We start from the raw sequence: 15195 nt of genomic DNA, 5'->3' as shown, positions 1-15195 counted from the left end.
TATCTCCGACACCCGTACCAAGCTCCGATTCCGGGAAGTGAAACGAAACGAAAAATGCGAGCAACCATCATGTATGGCGCCGGCGACGTGCGCGTGGAGAACGTGCCCGACCCGGACATCCAGTATCCGACCGATGCGCTCGTGCGGATCGTCAACTCGTGCATCTGCGGGTCCGATCTGCACCCGTATCATGGCATGCCTGCTTCCCGGCAGGGCAGCCCGATGGGGCACGAGTTCATCGGTGTCGTCGAGGAGACGGGCAAGGAAGTGTCGGCCCTGAAGAAGAGCGACTTCGTCATCGCCCCGTTCGCCTGGTCTGACGGGACCTGCGACTTCTGCCGCGAGGGCCTGCAGACGTCCTGCCGGCACGGCGGGTTCTGGGCCGCCAACGGGATCGGCGGCGCCCAAGCCGAAGCCGTCCGCGTTCCTTTCGCTGACGGCACCCTGGTCAAGGCGCCGCTGCGTGAGTATTCGGAGCTGCTGCCGTCGCTGCTGACACTCTCCGACGTGTACGGCACCGGCTACCACGCGGCGGTCAAGGCCGGCGTCAACGAGCGGACCACTGTGACGGTCATCGGTGACGGTGCTGTGGGCTTGATGGCCGTGCTGTCGGCCAAGCAATTGGGTGCCGAGCAGATCATTCTGATGGGCCGGCACAAGGCCCGCACCGATCTGGGCATCGAATACGGTGCCACCGACGTCATCGCCGAGCGCGGCGAGGCCGGCATCGAAAAGGTACGAGAACTCAGCGGCGGCGACGGCACCCACACGGTGCTCGAGTGCGTCGGGCACCGGCCGGCCTATGACCAGGCACTCGGCGTGATCCGCCCCGGCGGCGTCATCAGCCGCGTCGGTGTGCCGCAGTACGAGGACGCTCCGATCGGCTTCGGCAGCATGTTCGGCCCGAACATCACCCTCACCGGCGGCCCCGCTCCCGTCCGTGCCTACATCGAGACGCTGCTGCCCGGCGTCCTGGACGGCACCGTGAACCCCGGCAAGGTCTTCGACCGCGCCATCAGCCTGGACGAGGTGCCCGACGGCTACCGCGCCATGGATTCCCGCGAAGCCCTGAAGGTGCTGGTCCGCCCGTAGCGCCCGTGCTTATGTGCGCAGGCCCTTGGCGTACGCGGCCTGCCCCGCATGTTGCAGGCAGTCGGCGATCGTGCTGACCAGCCGCACGCCGAGGGTGACAGGCGGATCCCAGCGTTTGTCGACGATGCGGTCCAAATCGGCGTCGTCGAGAGTTTCCACGAACTCGACGGTCTGCCCGTGGACGGCTTCGTAGTATTCGAGCAGCAGCTCCGGCGGGGCCTGCACCGCGTCGACCTGGCCGGTCGAATGGCCGTAGCCGGTGTCTCGCTCGGGCAGCGGCAGGCCGAAGCGGCTCACGAACTCCTGCGAGGTCCAGACCTGCTTCAGGCCGGCGGCGGAAGACACCTGCGCGTCCTCAACCCGGCTTAGGTGCCAGATCAACCAAGCAATTGAGTTTCCGGTGCCAGCCGGACGGCGGAGCAGGGACTCGTCGTCGGCCCCGTCCAGAGTGGCGGCCACGATCTCACGGATCCGGCCGAAGGAGTCCAGCAGCAGTTCGTTGGATTTCACGGAGGCCCCTCACTGTGCGTTTGCGGTGAGCCCCATGCTTGCATGGCACCGCGGCTCTGGATAGGGGCGTGAGGAACGCGGGCAGGAGCATGTTCTTGGCCACGTCCGCAGCGCGCCATGCCGAGCCCAATTACTATTGCGGGCATGAGGCAATGGGTCCGTCGTCATCACAAGTTGGCACTGGCACTTGCACTGGTGATCGAGTGGGTAGTGCTGTTGGCAGGGCATCTCGTTCTGGGGGACCCAATCTTGGACTCACTTTTCGGGGCAACATTCTGGACTGTTGCGTCCGGAATCATGCTGGCATCCGAACGGTCACGATCGGGCCGGACCCAGGCCCGCCTCCAGGAGAATGGCCAGATCCACGCCTACGTGCGCTACCCCGATGCGCTCCCGGGCTCCCTCAGTGGAATCTGGAACATGGGCATCGCTACGCCTCGCGCGGGATGGATAGATTTCCAGCCAGCTGTCTACGACACGTTGGAACCTTCGGGGCGTCCCGAGAAAATCAAGGTCCTGGACATGCTTCCCGGGCGCCGCTGGATCACCGGCAAGGAACGGAAATACATCGGGGGCTTAGGAATCCAAGCCATGTCGCTGGTGACAGAAAAGGGCATCGTGGAAATCGCCGGCCAGCCCGAATCCTTGGACAGACTGGTTGTTGCCGTGGAGGGCGGGTCTTAATAGGTACGTCATGACGGGCTGCCGGAGCCGTCTCAGAGTTCGATGGCCCAGCCTTCTTGGTAGTCACGGTGGTCTCTGTAGGGCGCTGCCATACACATGAGGACGTATTCGCTGGTGCCGCCCACTTCGCTGTTGATGTCGGTGACGAGCGGGACATTGGCCAGCATCTGCCGTTTGGCGGCGCATTCAGCGAGAATGCGGCCAGGGTTGAACCGCGCGATGTACACCCGGTCTTCGGACTTGCATTCGAGGTAGCCCGGTGCGTGGTCGGCGCGGGCGTCGAGGACGGTTCGTTCGTTGGCGGCGTAGAGGGCTGCGGTGTCGGTCCCTGGTTCACCGAACCATTCCCAGGGCGCCGGTGATGCGGCCAGCGCGATGGCTTCGTCTTCGGCGATCCGGGCTTCGAGGAAGGCGATGATGTCCATGCATTAATGCTCCCACCGTGCGGGCCCCATTTCTCAACGGACTGGTGGTTAAACGGCCGGGACCCAATGGGCCACGCATGTCCGCGGAGGCTGCATCAACCGCGCCGCGGAAACGCCGCAATTTGAACGAAGTGAGTTTGCGTTCGCTGCCGGACCCTGGCGACGGCTCCGGCGTATCATGGGTCGCGGAATCGTAGGCAAGCGGGGGCCGCTGAGCATGACCAACGATCGTGAACGCAAAGAAGCGCCGGCAGGAAAGGTTGCGCTCGTGACCGGCGCGAGCCGAGGCGTCGGCCGGGGCATCGCGATTGCCCTTCTGGCAGCAGGGTTTCGCGTTTACGGCACGGGCCGCTCAATCGACCAGGCGGACCTGCCGCGCGAGATACGGCGATTGCGCTGCGACCATCTCAAAGACGAAGAGACAGCGCACTGACACTTGCGGACATCTAGGACGCTTGGCGCCGAATATGCCTGCTGAGATTGCGTGCGTAGTCGGGGGCTCTTTTCGGTCCCGCGGCCCTCCCGCTGGCCCACCGGGCGGAGCCCCGGTCACCGGTATACGCGGACCCAGGCGACCTGCATCCAACTTGGTTTGGTGGGTTGACCGGCGGTGGGGAACCAGTCGAGTTGGAGGGTCTGGTGCATCCCGACCTTCGGTACGTGTGCCGGGTTGGTATCCGTAAACCACACGGCGCCATCGATGTATCCGGTGATCCCGGCCGCGTTCCACTTCACGGCGTAGTTGTGCCATTGGGTGGTGTCGATTTTGCGTGCCGCCTGGGTCTGGTAGGGGCCTCGTCCGGGGCAGGCGTAGTGCAGGTTGAACTTGATCAGGGTGGTGTCCCCGAGCGATTCCGCGAAGTTGACCTCGGCGCAGTTCGGGGAGGTTCTGTTTGGCCACAGGATCACGACGGGGTGGTATTTCGGGTCCCGCACGCTGGTTCTCATCCGCACTTCCCATTTGCCGTATTTTTGCCGGGCGAATTTTGCCGACATCTGGCCCGTGGTGCCGGAAGCGTTCCCGCTAACCGTTGCCACCCCATTGGCCACTTTCCACGCCTTCGGGCTCCGGATTCCTTGGCCCGCATGACCGGGGCCGTCGTAGACCTTCCATTTCCGGGGGTTGGGCGCCCCGGTGTAGGAGAACTCGTCACCTGCCACCACCCGGCCCCATCCCCGAAGGGCTGCGGCCTGCAGGCCGTCTGGGGCCGCGGCCACGGCGAGTTCCGCATGCAGCGCCGGAATCTGCGGGGGCTCGGCTGGGCGTCCCGTGAGGTGCCCTACGGCAAGGGTCAACACTGTTGCGGCAATGGCCGTCGCGTGCAGCTTTAGCTTCAGCAGCATGGGGGTCTCCTCTGCCCTGAATTCTCCTCCTTCGTCCGGACGTTGTCACCGGCTCGCGGATGCTTCGCCGCAATGTGATGCAGGAGGATGCGATGTGGTGGCAACGGAAGCAGGAATGGGCAGAGCAGGCGGATGCGGCTCAGATCACGGGCGCCAGCGCACCCCATTGTTCGTACACCTGGCCGTGGTGACGGCGCGCCCTTCCAGACATGCTGCATCGACGAGCTCGCGCTTACCGACTGCCCCGTGCAAATCGACCGCCACCGGCACGCTGTTGTTCCCTTGGCAGTTATACGCACCCGGGGGCAGCCGTTCGACGTCGGTCCGGATCACGATCCGCTCCTGCTCAAACTGCACTTGCGGATCTAGGACGGTCCCTGTCACCCCGCCCGCACATCCCAGTCGCATCACCGCCAACCGGAGGGTGATGGAATCCGGAGTGACCTCAGCGGAGTTAAGCAGCTCCCATGTTCCCGTGGCGCCAACCTGGGGCGGGATGGTTCCCGTTTCGCCAGTCCGGGCCGAGGAGCCGGTGTCAGCGACTTGGGGTTCCGAAGAGCTGCAACCGCTGATGACGGCCGCCGTGCAAGCCAGTGCTCCGACCACAAAGCGCCGCCCTGAACCGGAGTGCTCCACGCCAGCCTCCATGCTGTCCCTGCCCGACAGGGGCGTGCCTATCCACCCGCCGGCTGGAACAGCTCCACCACGTTGCCCGACGGATCTTCCAGCAGGATCTGCTGACCGCCCGGGCCCTTGACGATGTCGTTTCGGAACGTGAGGCCGGCGGCACGGAGCCGGTCCACCTCCGCCGCGATATCGCTCACGATCAGGTGGATACGGTTCCATCCTCCCGGCGCCGGCACTGTGCCATCCGGCATGGGCCGGCCTGCCGAGCTGGTTGGCCCGCTCAGCAGGAGCCGCAGCTGGCCGCGCGCGACGTCGGCGAAGGCCGGTGCGGCGCTCATCCTGAGCGTGAACCCGAGGTACTTCGTGTAGAAGTCGATCGCTGCATCGACGTCGTTCACCATGTACCGGACGCTGACCATGTCAGTGGGGTCGTTGGGCATATCTAGCTCTCACTGCGGTCCGGCTCACACGAGAATTATGGGTCCATCCCGATAAACCATCAAGCAAATTTGATTGATCCGGAACTGTCCGACGGCGGCTGGCCGGCCTTGCGGGGGAGCGGCACCCAACGCAAACGGTCGACGGCGGGATGTCCCGCCGTCGTCCGCTTTCCACGCGTCTGTGCCCCCTGTTCGCCGGAAGCCCCCGGGGTTAGGATGCCGTGTGACTTTCACCCACGGCTACGCCGACAACAAGGGCCTTCGCGTGTACTACGAGGTCCACGGAAGGGCGGTGCCTGGCCAGCCGCCGCTGCTCCTGATCCCGGGCGGCGGCTCCACCATCGGCACCAACTTCAGCGAACTCATCCCGCTGCTGGCCGGACAGTGCCAGGTGATTGCGGTTGAGGAGGAGGGCCACGGCCGCACCCAGCCCACCAGCAGGCCCCTCACTGCCGAGAACTCGGCCGGCGACATCCTCGCTGTCTTGGACCGGCTCGGAGTGGAAGCCGTGGATGTGCTGGGTTTCAGCGCCGGCGGCCACACCGCCATCGCGCTTGCGCTCGGGCGGCCGGCCGCGGTCAGGCGCCTGATCGTGGCTTCCACCTTTGTCAGCCGCGATGCCGTGCCGGACGAATTCTGGGACGGCATGGCAAGGGCCACCCTGGATGACATGCCGGAAACCTACAAGGACGCCGACCGCCTCCTCAACCCGGAACCCGGCCACCTGGAGCGGCTCTTCGAACTGGACCGCAAGCGCATCCTGGACTTCCCCGGATGGTCGGAGGAAGAACTGGGCACCATCACGGCACCCGCGCTGGTGGTGAGCGGCGACCGCGACGTTGTCACCGCCGAGTACGCCGCGCGGATGGCCGCCACCATTCCGGGCGCCCGCCTGCTGATCGTCCCCGGCGGCCACGGCGACTACCTCGGCGAGCAGGCCGCCAGCGGCGGGGATTTCCGGACGATGCACGCCACCGTTCCCTTCTTGCTGCGGTTCCTCGGCGAGTAAGTCGAACTGCAGGGGAGCGGCATTAAACGCCAGCGGACGACGGCGGGACGTACCGCCGTCGTCCGGGTCATCAGCGTCCGTCCAGCAGCCTCAGCCGCGGTTGTACATCACGTGTTTGGTGCGGGAGAAGTCCGGGCTGCGTAGCGTGAGTTCCTGATCTCGCGTCGGGCGAAGATCAGTCCGGAGCAGGCCGGGATCCCCAGCTACGGGGAGCTGCGCCGAGTGCCGGGTCTGCGCCGTGAGGAAGTGGCACAGCTCGCCGGGGTGAGCACGGACTACTACACCCGGCTGGAACGCGGCAGCATCCGCCCGCGTTTCAGACTCGGTGCTCGAGGCCGTGGCCTCTGCACTTCAGCTGGACGAGGCCGAACGGGCACACCTGCTGGACCTGGCACGGAGGCGTATTCGAGAGCGAGGCAGGGTGCTCCAAGATCAGGCGGACGCCCACCGCGGACTCTCCAGCAACCTCGCGCACGACGACGGCTAAACCTATCGGAAACGCCCTTCTCGCCCATCCTTTCCTTCCAGTCGACGAACGGATCAGCTTCAAACGCTGTCCTAGCCGGGCATCACCGTTGGGGCGGCAGCCCGGTTTGGGCTGGGCTGGTGAGCATGATCTCGGTGTGGATAATGACGTGGGTGCACTGGAATTGCGCGCTGCACGTTTGTAGTAACACCGAAGCTGCGGCAGCGCCTTCGTTGAAAGCCATCAGGTTTGGAATCACTCGAATCTTGACTGTTTGGGCCTTCTTGGTGCAGGCGAGCTGATCGTTTCCGCCGCCGCCTGCGATCCGCCCGTCGCTGACTCTTTGGGTGAGTTGGACCACGGGAATTGCAGTGATCAGGGCGGGGTCGGTGTCGCAGACGAAGGTGACGGGAACATCCACCGCGGCGCCATCGGCGACGAGGATTCCCGGACCCGCGCTCACGAGCGAGGAGGGGGCAGCTTGCGCGGGCGCGGCTGTGGCCACGAGGGCGGCGGCAAGAACGACGGCGGCGATGCGGCCTGTGGTGCCTAACATCAGGTTCTCCCTTGGATGGAAGCGTGGCGTCCCGTGTTCCGCGCCAGCGCGGTGGCCGGGCGCCTAAAATGTACGGGGCCTAGCCCCTGACGGCGGCGCCGTTCAGGGTGCCGCCTGATGTGGCCGGAAGTCCGGTTGGCCGCAGACTACTAAGTACCTGCCCGCGTGACAATAGCCTTTTCGAAAGCGCGCAGGTCGGCGAGCCGGAGTGAGCGGTAGGGAGGCCGCCGTCGTGGTTTTTATTGCCGAACGATAACGCCCTCGAGTGCCGCAAATTTTGCATCCGGCCCGGGCAGCAGATAGTCTGTGAGCCGTGTCACCCACCAGTGGCACAGCTTATGATCTGCGGCGGGAGAGTCCTGCCGGTACGTTCAGCAGGCGCCGTAGGAGCAAATCCTCCCCAGGAATCTCTCAGGCCCACGTACCGCCGCGGCAAGGCAACTCTGGAAAGCAGTCCGGGAAACCGGGCTCACCGACGGTGCAAGTGGCGCCTGCTAAAGAGCAGGCAACGCGGAAACTCTCAGGTCCAATACAGAGCGGGGAGGAACCCGAATCATCGTGGCACTTTGTGCCACCTGAATTATGGAGTTCCTCAATGACGGTTCATTCGTCCCCGTCCACGTTCGCAGACCGCCACATCGGTGCGCGGCGCCAAACAGACATCGACACCATGCTCAAGGCCGTCGGCTACGACACCGTAGACGGCCTCGTTGATAACGCAGTTCCCGCTTCCATTCGCCAGGAGACACCGCTCAGCCTTGCCAGCGCCCTCAGCGAAGTTGAGGTGCTGGCCGAGCTGCGCAAGCTGGCTTCCAAGAACAAGACGGCCGTGCAGATGATCGGCCAGGGCTACTACGACACCGTGACCCCTCCGGTGATCCGCCGCAACATCCTCGAAGCCCCCGCCTGGTACACGGCTTACACGCCCTACCAGCCGGAGATCTCCCAGGGCCGGCTCGAGGCGCTGTTGAACTTCCAGACCATGGTCCAGGACCTGACGGCTCTGCCGGTCGCCAACGCCTCCCTCCTCGACGAAGCTACCGCCGTCGCCGAAGCCGTGCTGCTGATGCGCCGGGCCAACAAGAATAAGACCGCCCGCGACGGCAAGACCGTCATGGACGCCGACTGCCTCCCGCAGACCATCGCCATCGTGCTGGGCCGCGCCGAAGCACTCGGCTTCGAGGTGGAGGTTGCCGACCTGTCCCACGGACTTCCCGGCGGCGACATTAACGGCGTGGTCCTCCAGCAGCCGGGTGTTTCCGGCCGGGTCTGGGACCAGTCCGCTGTGATCGCAGAGGCCAAAGACCGGGGCGCGCTGGTGACCGTGGCCGCGGACCTTCTGGCACTGACCCTGATCACTCCTCCGGGCGAGCAGGGCGCTGACGTCGCCGTCGGCTCCACGCAGCGCCTGGGCGTGCCGCTGTTTTTCGGCGGCCCGCACGCCGCCTACATGGCGGTGCGTGACGGCATGGAACGCACGCTGCCGGGCCGGATCGTCGGCGTCTCCAAGGACAACGCCGGCGTCCCTGCCTACCGGCTGGCCCTCCAGACCCGCGAGCAGCACATCCGCCGCGAAAAGGCGACGTCCAACATCTGCACCGCGCAGGCCCTGCTGGCCATCGTCTCCTCGATGTACGCGGTCTATCACGGACCTGAGGGCCTGAAGGCCATCGCCGAGACCGTCCACAACAATGCACGGGCCCTCGCCGCCACGCTCAAGGTCGCCGGCCGCGAACTGGTGAGCGAGTCCTTCTTCGACACCCTTACGGTCCGCGTGCCCGGCAAGGCCCGGAAGGTCATCACGGCTGCCGAAGCCCGCGGCATCAACCTGCGCTTCATCGATGCGGACACGGTTGGCGTGTCAGTCGATGAAACCACGACGGCGGAGGTCCTCTCCGCGGTGGTCGTCGCCTTTGGCGCCGGTCCGGTGATCGACGCCAAGGGCTTCGAGCTGCCCGAGGCTGTGCTGCGTACGTCCGAATTCCTGCAGCACCCGGTGTTCAACACGCACCGTTCCGAGACCCAGCTGCTGCGCTACATCCGCAAGCTCTCGGACCGCGACCTCGCCCTGGACCGCACCATGATCCCGCTGGGCTCCTGCACCATGAAGCTGAACGCCACCGCCGAGATGGAGGCCATCTCCTGGCCGGAGTTCGCCTCGATCCACCCGTTCGCGCCGGAGTCCCAGACCGAGGGCTGGCGTGAACTGATCGGGGGCCTGGAAGCTGACCTTGCGGAAATCACCGGCTACGACCAGGTGTCCATCCAGCCGAACGCCGGCTCGCAGGGCGAACTGGCCGGTTTGCTGGCCATCCGCGGCTACCACCTCTCCCGCGGCGACGCCCAGCGCAACGTCTGCCTGATCCCGGCCTCGGCGCACGGCACCAACGCCGCATCGGCTGTCCTGGCCGGCATGAAGGTGGTGGTGGTAGCCACCGCCGCCGACGGCACGATCGACCACGCCGACCTTGACGCCAAGATCGAGGCGAACAAGGACGCACTCTCCGCGATCATGATCACCTACCCGTCCACGCACGGCGTGTACGACGCCGACGTCCGGGAAGTCTGCGACGCCATTCATGCCGCCGGCGGCCAGGTCTACGTGGACGGCGCCAACCTGAACGCCCTCGTCGGACTGGCCCAGCCGGGCAAGTTCGGCGGCGACGTGTCCCACCTGAACCTGCACAAGACCTTCTGCATCCCGCACGGCGGCGGCGGTCCGGGCGTGGGTCCGGTCGCAGCGAAGGCACACCTGGCGCCGTTCATGCCGGGCGATGCCAACAAGGCCGCGCACGAGGCCGGGCACGGCGTCGCGATCTCCGCTTCGCGCTACGGTTCCGCCGGCGTCCTGCCCATTTCGTGGGCCTACGTGAAGCTCATGGGCGGCAGCGGCCTGACCGAGGCCACGAAGTCGGCGCTGCTGGCGGCGAACTACATTGCCTCCCGGCTGAACGAGTTCTTCCCGGTCCTGTACACCGGCGAAGGCGGACTCGTGGCGCACGAGTGCATCCTGGACCTGCGTGAGCTGACGGCCAGAACCGGGGTCACGGCCGAGGACGTGGCCAAGCGCCTCATCGACTTCGGCTTCCACGCACCGACGCTGGCGTTCCCGGTGGCCGGCACGCTGATGGTGGAGCCCACGGAGTCGGAGGACCTTGCGGAGATCGACCGTTTCATCGACGCGATGATCACCATCCACGCCGAGATCGAGCAGGTCGCCGCCGGGGACTTCACCCTGGGGGACTCCCCGCTGCGCAACGCGCCGCACACGGCTGCCGCCGTCGTCTCCTCCGACTGGGCCCGCAAGTACCCGCGCGAGCAGGCTGCGTTCCCCGTGCACACGCTCCGGCAGGACAAGTACTTCCCGCCCGTGGGCCGCATCGACGGCGCCGCGGGTGACCGCAACCTGGTCTGCTCCTGCCCGCCGCTTTCCGAATTCGAAAACTGAGGATTCCTGATGACTGAGAACTACACAGCCCTTTACGAAGAGCACAAGAAGGCCGGCGCATCCTTCACCGACTTCGGCGGCTGGCAGATGCCCCTGAAGTACTCCTCCGAGCTGGCCGAACACCACGCCGTGCGCACCGCCGCCGGCCTGTTCGACCTCTCCCACATGGGCGAAGTCTGGGTCACCGGCCCGGACGCCGCCGCGTTCCTGGACTACGCCCTGGCCGGCAAGCTTTCGGCGGTCGCCGTCGGCAAGGCCAAGTACTCGCTGATCTGCCAGGAAGACGGCGGCATCATCGATGACCTGATCTCCTACCGCCGGGGCGAGGAGAAGTACCTGGTGGTCCCGAACGCCGGCAACGCCGTGGTGGTTGCCGCAGAACTGGCCGAACGGGCCCGTTCCGGCAAAGAGGGAGGCTTCGACGTCACGGTGGAGAACGTTTCTGCCGTCACCTCCCTGATCGCCGTCCAAGGGCCGAACGCCGAGGCCATTCTGCTGACGCTGGTCCCGGCCGAGCAGCACTCGCTGGTGTCAGAGCTCAAGTACTACGCGGCGGTCGAGGTTGAAATTAACGGTCAGGAACTGCTGCTGGCGCGCACCGGCTACACCGGCGAGGACGGCTTCGAGATCTACGTGCCGAACGAGGACGCGGCCGGCCTGTGGGAGGCATTGCTGGAAACCGGTGCCGGGCACGGGCTGATCCCCGCAGGCCTGGCCTGCCGCGACTCGCTCCGCCTGGAAGCCGGCATGCCGCTCTACGGCAACGAGCTCTCCCTCGAAGGCAACCCCTACGCCGCAGGCCTGGGCCCGGTTGTCTCGCTCGCCAAGGAATCCGACTTCATCGGCAAGGCGGCCCTGAGCGAGCTCAAGGCCGCCGGCACCGGCTCCACCACCGGCCGCAAGCTGGTGGGCCTCAAGGGCCTGGGACGCCGGGCAGGCCGCGGCCACTACCCGGTCCTCAAGGACGGCAAGGTGGTAGGCGAAGTGACCTCCGGCCAGCCGAGCCCGACGCTGGGTTACCCGGTGGCGATGGCTTACGTCGACGTCGAGTTCACCGAGCCCGGCACGGCCCTGGACATCGACCTCCGCGGCAAGGCGGAGCCGTTCGAAGTCGTCGCACTGCCTTTCTACAAGCGCACTAAGTAGCCCCCGGACTGTCAGCGGTTCCCGACTCCGGGACCGGCAGGCCCCGGTTTTCACGCGTGTTGCTCCTCCATCGCTTTGACGCACACTTTCGAAAACCGCGGCCAGCCGGCCCCTCAAGGTCGGGTCACCTCCCTGTCCAGGCATCTTAGGAAGCGCCTTCGAAAGCCAAGGGTGCTGGGGGATTGGCTGCCTGCCGCTGGTTGAGCTTGTCGAAAGCGGTGGTCTCTGCAAGCTCGATCATTGGGGGTTGAGCTTGATGGCACCGTCTACACAGATTTTGCAGACAAATGAGAAGTAAGGAATTGGAATGAGCAAGGTAGTTGCTGAACTGAAGTACTCTGCAGAGCACGAATGGGTTGCTGCTGATGGGGCGGGGCCGGTGGGGATTGGTATCTCCGCCGTGGCCGCCGATGCCCTGGGCGACATTGTGTACGTGGACCTGCCCGAGGTCGGCTCGACTGTTACGGCGGGGGAGACCTGCGGCGAGGTGGAGTCCACCAAGTCCGTTTCGGACCTGTACGCGCCGGTGACCGGCGAGGTTGTGGAGATCAATGACGACGTCGTTTCTGATCCTGCGCTGATCAACAGCGATCCGTACGGTGCCGGCTGGCTGTTCAAGGTGGCCGTGACCGAAGAAGGCCCGCTGATGTCTGCTGAAGAGTACGCGGCAGCCAACGGCGGCGAACTGTGAGCGGGGCAGGTGCCGCAACGGCGGCGTTTGAGCAGGTCGTTTCACCATCCCTGGACGCGGACCTGTCCGTGCTGGATCCGGAGATCGCGGCGAAGATCGACGACGAACTTACCCGCCAGCGCAGCGGCCTGGAGATGATCGCGTCGGAGAACCACACCGCGGTTGCCGTGATGCAGGCCCAGGGCTCGGTGCTGACCAACAAGTACGCCGAGGGCTACCCGGGCAAGCGCTACTACGGCGGCTGCGAGCACGTTGACGTAGTGGAGCAGCTCGCGATTGACCGCGTGAAGGCACTGTTCGGTGCCGAATACGCCAACGTGCAGCCGCACTCCGGCGCGCAGGCCAACGCCTCGGTCATGCACGCGCTGATCAAGCCGGGCGACACCATCATGGGCCTGAACCTGGCGCACGGCGGTCACCTGACCCACGGCATGCGGATCAACTTCTCCGGCCGGCTGTACAACGTGATCCCGTACCAGGTCCGTGAAGAGGACCACCGGATCGACATGGCCGAGGTGGAGCGCCTGGCCCAGGAGCACAAGCCGCAGCTGATCGTTGCCGGCTGGTCCGCCTACGCCCGGCAGCTGGACTTTGCCGAGTTCCGCCGGATCGCCGACTCCGTGGGTGCCTACCTGATGGTGGACATGGCCCACTTCGCCGGACTCGTCGCCGCGGGCCTGCACCCCTCGCCGGTGCCGCACGCCCACGTCACCACGTCCACCACGCACAAGACCCTCGCGGGTCCGCGCGGCGGGATCATCCTGTCCAACGACGCCGACATCGCCAAGAAGATCAATTCTGCGGTGTTCCCGGGCCAGCAGGGCGGGCCGCTGGAGCACGTCATCGCGGGCAAGGCCGTGGCATTCAAGATCGCCGCCTCCCCGGAGTTCAAGGAACGCCAGGAGCGTGTGCTGGCCGGCGCCCGGATCCTGGCCGAGCGCCTGGTCCAGCCGGACGTCACCGCCAAGGGCATTAACGTGATCTCCGGCGGCACCGACGTGCACCTGGTCCTGGTGGACCTGCGCAACTGTGAGCTCAACGGGCAGCAGGCCGAGGACCGCCTCGCGGAAATCGACATCACCGTCAACCGCAACGCCGTACCGTTCGACCCGCGCCCGCCGATGGTCACCTCGGGGCTGCGGATCGGCACCCCGGCGCTGGCCACCCGCGGATTCGGTGAGGCCGCCTTCGCGGAAGTTGCGGACATCATCGCCGAGGCTTTGATTGCCGACGCCGATGCGGAGCTTTCCGCACTGCGCTCCCGGGTCGAGGCCCTCGCCGAAGCCCACCCGCTCTACCCAGGCGTGGCGGCATTTAGCTGACGGTCACCTTTGGCCCGTTGGGGCCGACATCCTCCGCGTGCTCGGTCGCGAAGACGCCCGCTGAGCGGACGTGACGCTCCCTTAGACGCACGCTTCCGGATGCCGGCCCCAAAGGGGCCCTCTGCTCACCTCCTCCCCAAACCCGTCCGCCTGTGAATGTGCACTGTGGTGACGGGCCAATGGCGGGTGAGTGAATTCCGGAAGCGTGCGTCAAAGCGACGAAGGAGCAGCACGCGGAGGAATTCGGTCATCCGCCTCCCAACAGGGGCCACCGCCCGACCGAGCACGCGGAGGAATCCGGTCAGGCACCACCCAACCAGCAACCTCCCAACCGACCCCACTTACCTAGTTAGGAACCGACAATGGCTGTTGGAGTCTTTGACCTCTTTTCCATCGGAATAGGGCCGTCCAGTTCGCATACTGTGGGCCCGATGCGGGCTGCCGCGGTGTTCGCCGAGGAACTTCAGGCGTCCGGCGTTCTGGACCGGGTGGCGTCGTTGCGGGTGGATCTGTACGGTTCGCTGGCGGCGACCGGGCATGGCCACGGCACGATGACGGCGATCCTGCTCGGCCTGGAGGGCTTCCACCCGGAGCTGATCCTGCCGGACGAGGTGGAGGAACGGCTCGCGGCCATCGCCGAAACCGGGACGCTGCAGCTGGCCGGTGCTGGCGATGGGAACGGTGTTCCGCTGCCCTACGGGGTGAAGGACATGGTCCTGCGCCCGCTGACCGTCCTGCCGCGGCACACCAACGGCATGACCTTCACCGTGTCGGACGGCGGCGGCGAAGTTCTGCATAGCGCGACGTTCTTCTCGGTGGGCGGCGGCTTCATCGTCCGCGAAGGCGAGGAGGACGCGGCCCAGCAGGAGCTTGAGGAGTCCAAGAAGGAGCTGCCGTATCCGTTCCGCACCGCTGCCGAGCTGCTCAAGCACTGCCAGAACACGTCGTTGGGCATCAGTGATGTCATGCGGATCAATGAGGAAGACAGCCGGACCGACGAGGAGATCCGTGAGGGCCTGCTGCACATCTATTCGGTGATGGAGGGCTGCGTGGAAACCAGCCTGAAGCGGGAGGGGTTGCTGCCCGGCGGGCTGAAGGTCCGCCGTCGTGCGCCGGACTGGCACGAGCGGCTCCTGAAGGAAAGCCGGGACCATGATCCCGACTACCGGGACCCGAAGTACTGGCAGGAGTGGGTGAACCTGATCGCCCTGGCCGTCAATGAGGAGAACGCCTCCGGCGGCCGGGTGGTCACCGCCCCGACGAACGGCGCAGCCGGCATCATCCCGGCGGTGCTGTACTACGCGCTGCACTTCGCGCCGGGCATGGATAAGGCGAGCCAGCAGGACCGCGACGACGTCGTGGTGAAGTTCCTGCTGACCGCCGGCGCCATCGGGGTCCTGTACAAGGAGCAGGCCTCGATTTCCGGGGCCGAGGT

14 protein-coding genes, 1 pseudogene and 1 riboswitch are annotated in these 15195 nt (G+C 66.0%); of the genes and pseudogenes, 10 read left to right on the top strand and 5 right to left on the bottom strand.

All coding sequences use genetic code 11. The features are described 5' to 3' along the window. Nucleotides 1-54: 54 nt before the first annotated feature. A complete protein-coding gene (locus CXQ90_RS05130; RefSeq protein ID WP_104137489.1) occupies nucleotides 55-1092 on the top strand; it encodes a zinc-dependent alcohol dehydrogenase family protein in 1038 nt (345 codons plus the stop codon). 9 nt (nucleotides 1093-1101) lie between these two features. On the opposite strand, the gene CXQ90_RS05125 is transcribed toward CXQ90_RS05130, so the two are convergent. Continuing rightward, on the bottom strand, nucleotides 1102-1602 hold the full coding sequence (locus CXQ90_RS05125) for a DinB family protein (RefSeq protein WP_104137487.1): 501 nt from the start codon (nucleotides 1600-1602) through the stop codon (nucleotides 1102-1104). A 144-nt stretch (nucleotides 1603-1746) separates the two neighbouring features. Here CXQ90_RS05125 and CXQ90_RS05120 point away from each other — a divergent pair, with 144 nt between their 5' ends. Continuing rightward, nucleotides 1747-2286: a hypothetical protein gene (locus CXQ90_RS05120; protein WP_146068846.1), complete on the top strand. Its 540-nt coding sequence runs from the start codon at nucleotides 1747-1749 to the stop codon at nucleotides 2284-2286. Nucleotides 2287-2318: 32 nt separating this feature from the next. Here the strand turns inward: CXQ90_RS05120 and CXQ90_RS05115 are convergent, their stop codons facing one another. Beyond that, nucleotides 2319-2711 (bottom strand): DUF6221 family protein, encoded by a 393-nt coding sequence (locus CXQ90_RS05115; protein ID WP_104137484.1) that lies wholly within the window; start codon nucleotides 2709-2711, stop codon nucleotides 2319-2321. Nucleotides 2712-2928: 217 nt separating this feature from the next. Between CXQ90_RS05115 and CXQ90_RS05110 the strand changes: the two genes are divergently transcribed. Next, entirely contained in the window at nucleotides 2929-3144 is a 216-nt protein-coding gene (locus CXQ90_RS05110; protein WP_146068845.1) for an SDR family NAD(P)-dependent oxidoreductase, read from the top strand. 116 nt (nucleotides 3145-3260) lie between these two features. On the opposite strand, the gene CXQ90_RS05105 is transcribed toward CXQ90_RS05110, so the two are convergent. Continuing rightward, on the bottom strand, nucleotides 3261-4055 hold the full coding sequence (locus CXQ90_RS05105) for a glycoside hydrolase family 16 protein (RefSeq protein WP_104137483.1): 795 nt from the start codon (nucleotides 4053-4055) through the stop codon (nucleotides 3261-3263). A 674-nt stretch (nucleotides 4056-4729) separates the two neighbouring features. Next, the gene (locus CXQ90_RS05095; RefSeq protein ID WP_104137480.1) at nucleotides 4730-5122 is read right to left on the bottom strand and encodes a VOC family protein; all 393 of its coding nucleotides are present in this window, start codon (nucleotides 5120-5122) and stop codon (nucleotides 4730-4732) included. A 223-nt stretch (nucleotides 5123-5345) separates the two neighbouring features. On the opposite strand from CXQ90_RS05095, the gene CXQ90_RS05090 reads away from it, so the two are divergent. After that, nucleotides 5346-6131, top strand: coding sequence for an alpha/beta fold hydrolase (locus CXQ90_RS05090; protein WP_104137479.1), 786 nt, complete (start codon nucleotides 5346-5348; stop codon nucleotides 6129-6131). A gap of 153 nt (nucleotides 6132-6284) precedes the next feature. Continuing rightward, nucleotides 6285-6528, top strand: a pseudogene (locus CXQ90_RS05085) (helix-turn-helix domain-containing protein); the annotation flags it as partial. 172 nt (nucleotides 6529-6700) lie between these two features. Here CXQ90_RS05085 and CXQ90_RS05080 read toward each other — a convergent pair. Next, nucleotides 6701-7153: a hypothetical protein gene (locus CXQ90_RS05080; protein WP_104137478.1), complete on the bottom strand. Its 453-nt coding sequence runs from the start codon at nucleotides 7151-7153 to the stop codon at nucleotides 6701-6703. Nucleotides 7154-7492: 339 nt separating this feature from the next. After that, a riboswitch (glycine riboswitch) is annotated at nucleotides 7493-7590 on the top strand. A 158-nt stretch (nucleotides 7591-7748) separates the two neighbouring features. On the opposite strand from CXQ90_RS05080, the gene gcvP reads away from it, so the two are divergent. The 5 genes from gcvP to CXQ90_RS05055 form a co-directional block, all read left to right on the top strand. Next, a complete protein-coding gene (gcvP, locus tag CXQ90_RS05075) occupies nucleotides 7749-10601 on the top strand; it encodes an aminomethyl-transferring glycine dehydrogenase (RefSeq protein WP_104137477.1) in 2853 nt (950 codons plus the stop codon). 9 nt (nucleotides 10602-10610) lie between these two features. Beyond that, the gene (gene gcvT, locus CXQ90_RS05070) at nucleotides 10611-11747 is read left to right on the top strand and encodes a glycine cleavage system aminomethyltransferase GcvT (RefSeq protein WP_104137475.1); all 1137 of its coding nucleotides are present in this window, start codon (nucleotides 10611-10613) and stop codon (nucleotides 11745-11747) included. A 307-nt stretch (nucleotides 11748-12054) separates the two neighbouring features. Then, nucleotides 12055-12438 carry a glycine cleavage system protein GcvH gene (gcvH, locus tag CXQ90_RS05065; RefSeq protein ID WP_104137474.1) on the top strand — a complete coding sequence of 128 codons (384 nt, stop codon included), beginning with the start codon at nucleotides 12055-12057 and terminating at the stop codon, nucleotides 12436-12438. After that, a complete protein-coding gene (glyA, locus tag CXQ90_RS05060; protein WP_104137472.1) occupies nucleotides 12435-13760 on the top strand; it encodes a serine hydroxymethyltransferase in 1326 nt (441 codons plus the stop codon). The genes gcvH and glyA overlap by 4 nt, the downstream gene beginning before the upstream one ends. Nucleotides 13761-14122: 362 nt before the next feature. Further along, nucleotides 14123-15195, top strand: a 1073-nt coding sequence (locus CXQ90_RS05055; protein WP_104137471.1) for an L-serine ammonia-lyase, incomplete at its 3' end; no start/stop codon positions are given.

Source organism: Arthrobacter sp. ZGTC131 (assembly GCF_002929275.1).
Lineage (GTDB): Bacteria > Actinomycetota > Actinomycetes > Actinomycetales > Micrococcaceae > Arthrobacter.
This window is presented reverse-complemented; position numbering and strand designations above follow the sequence as displayed.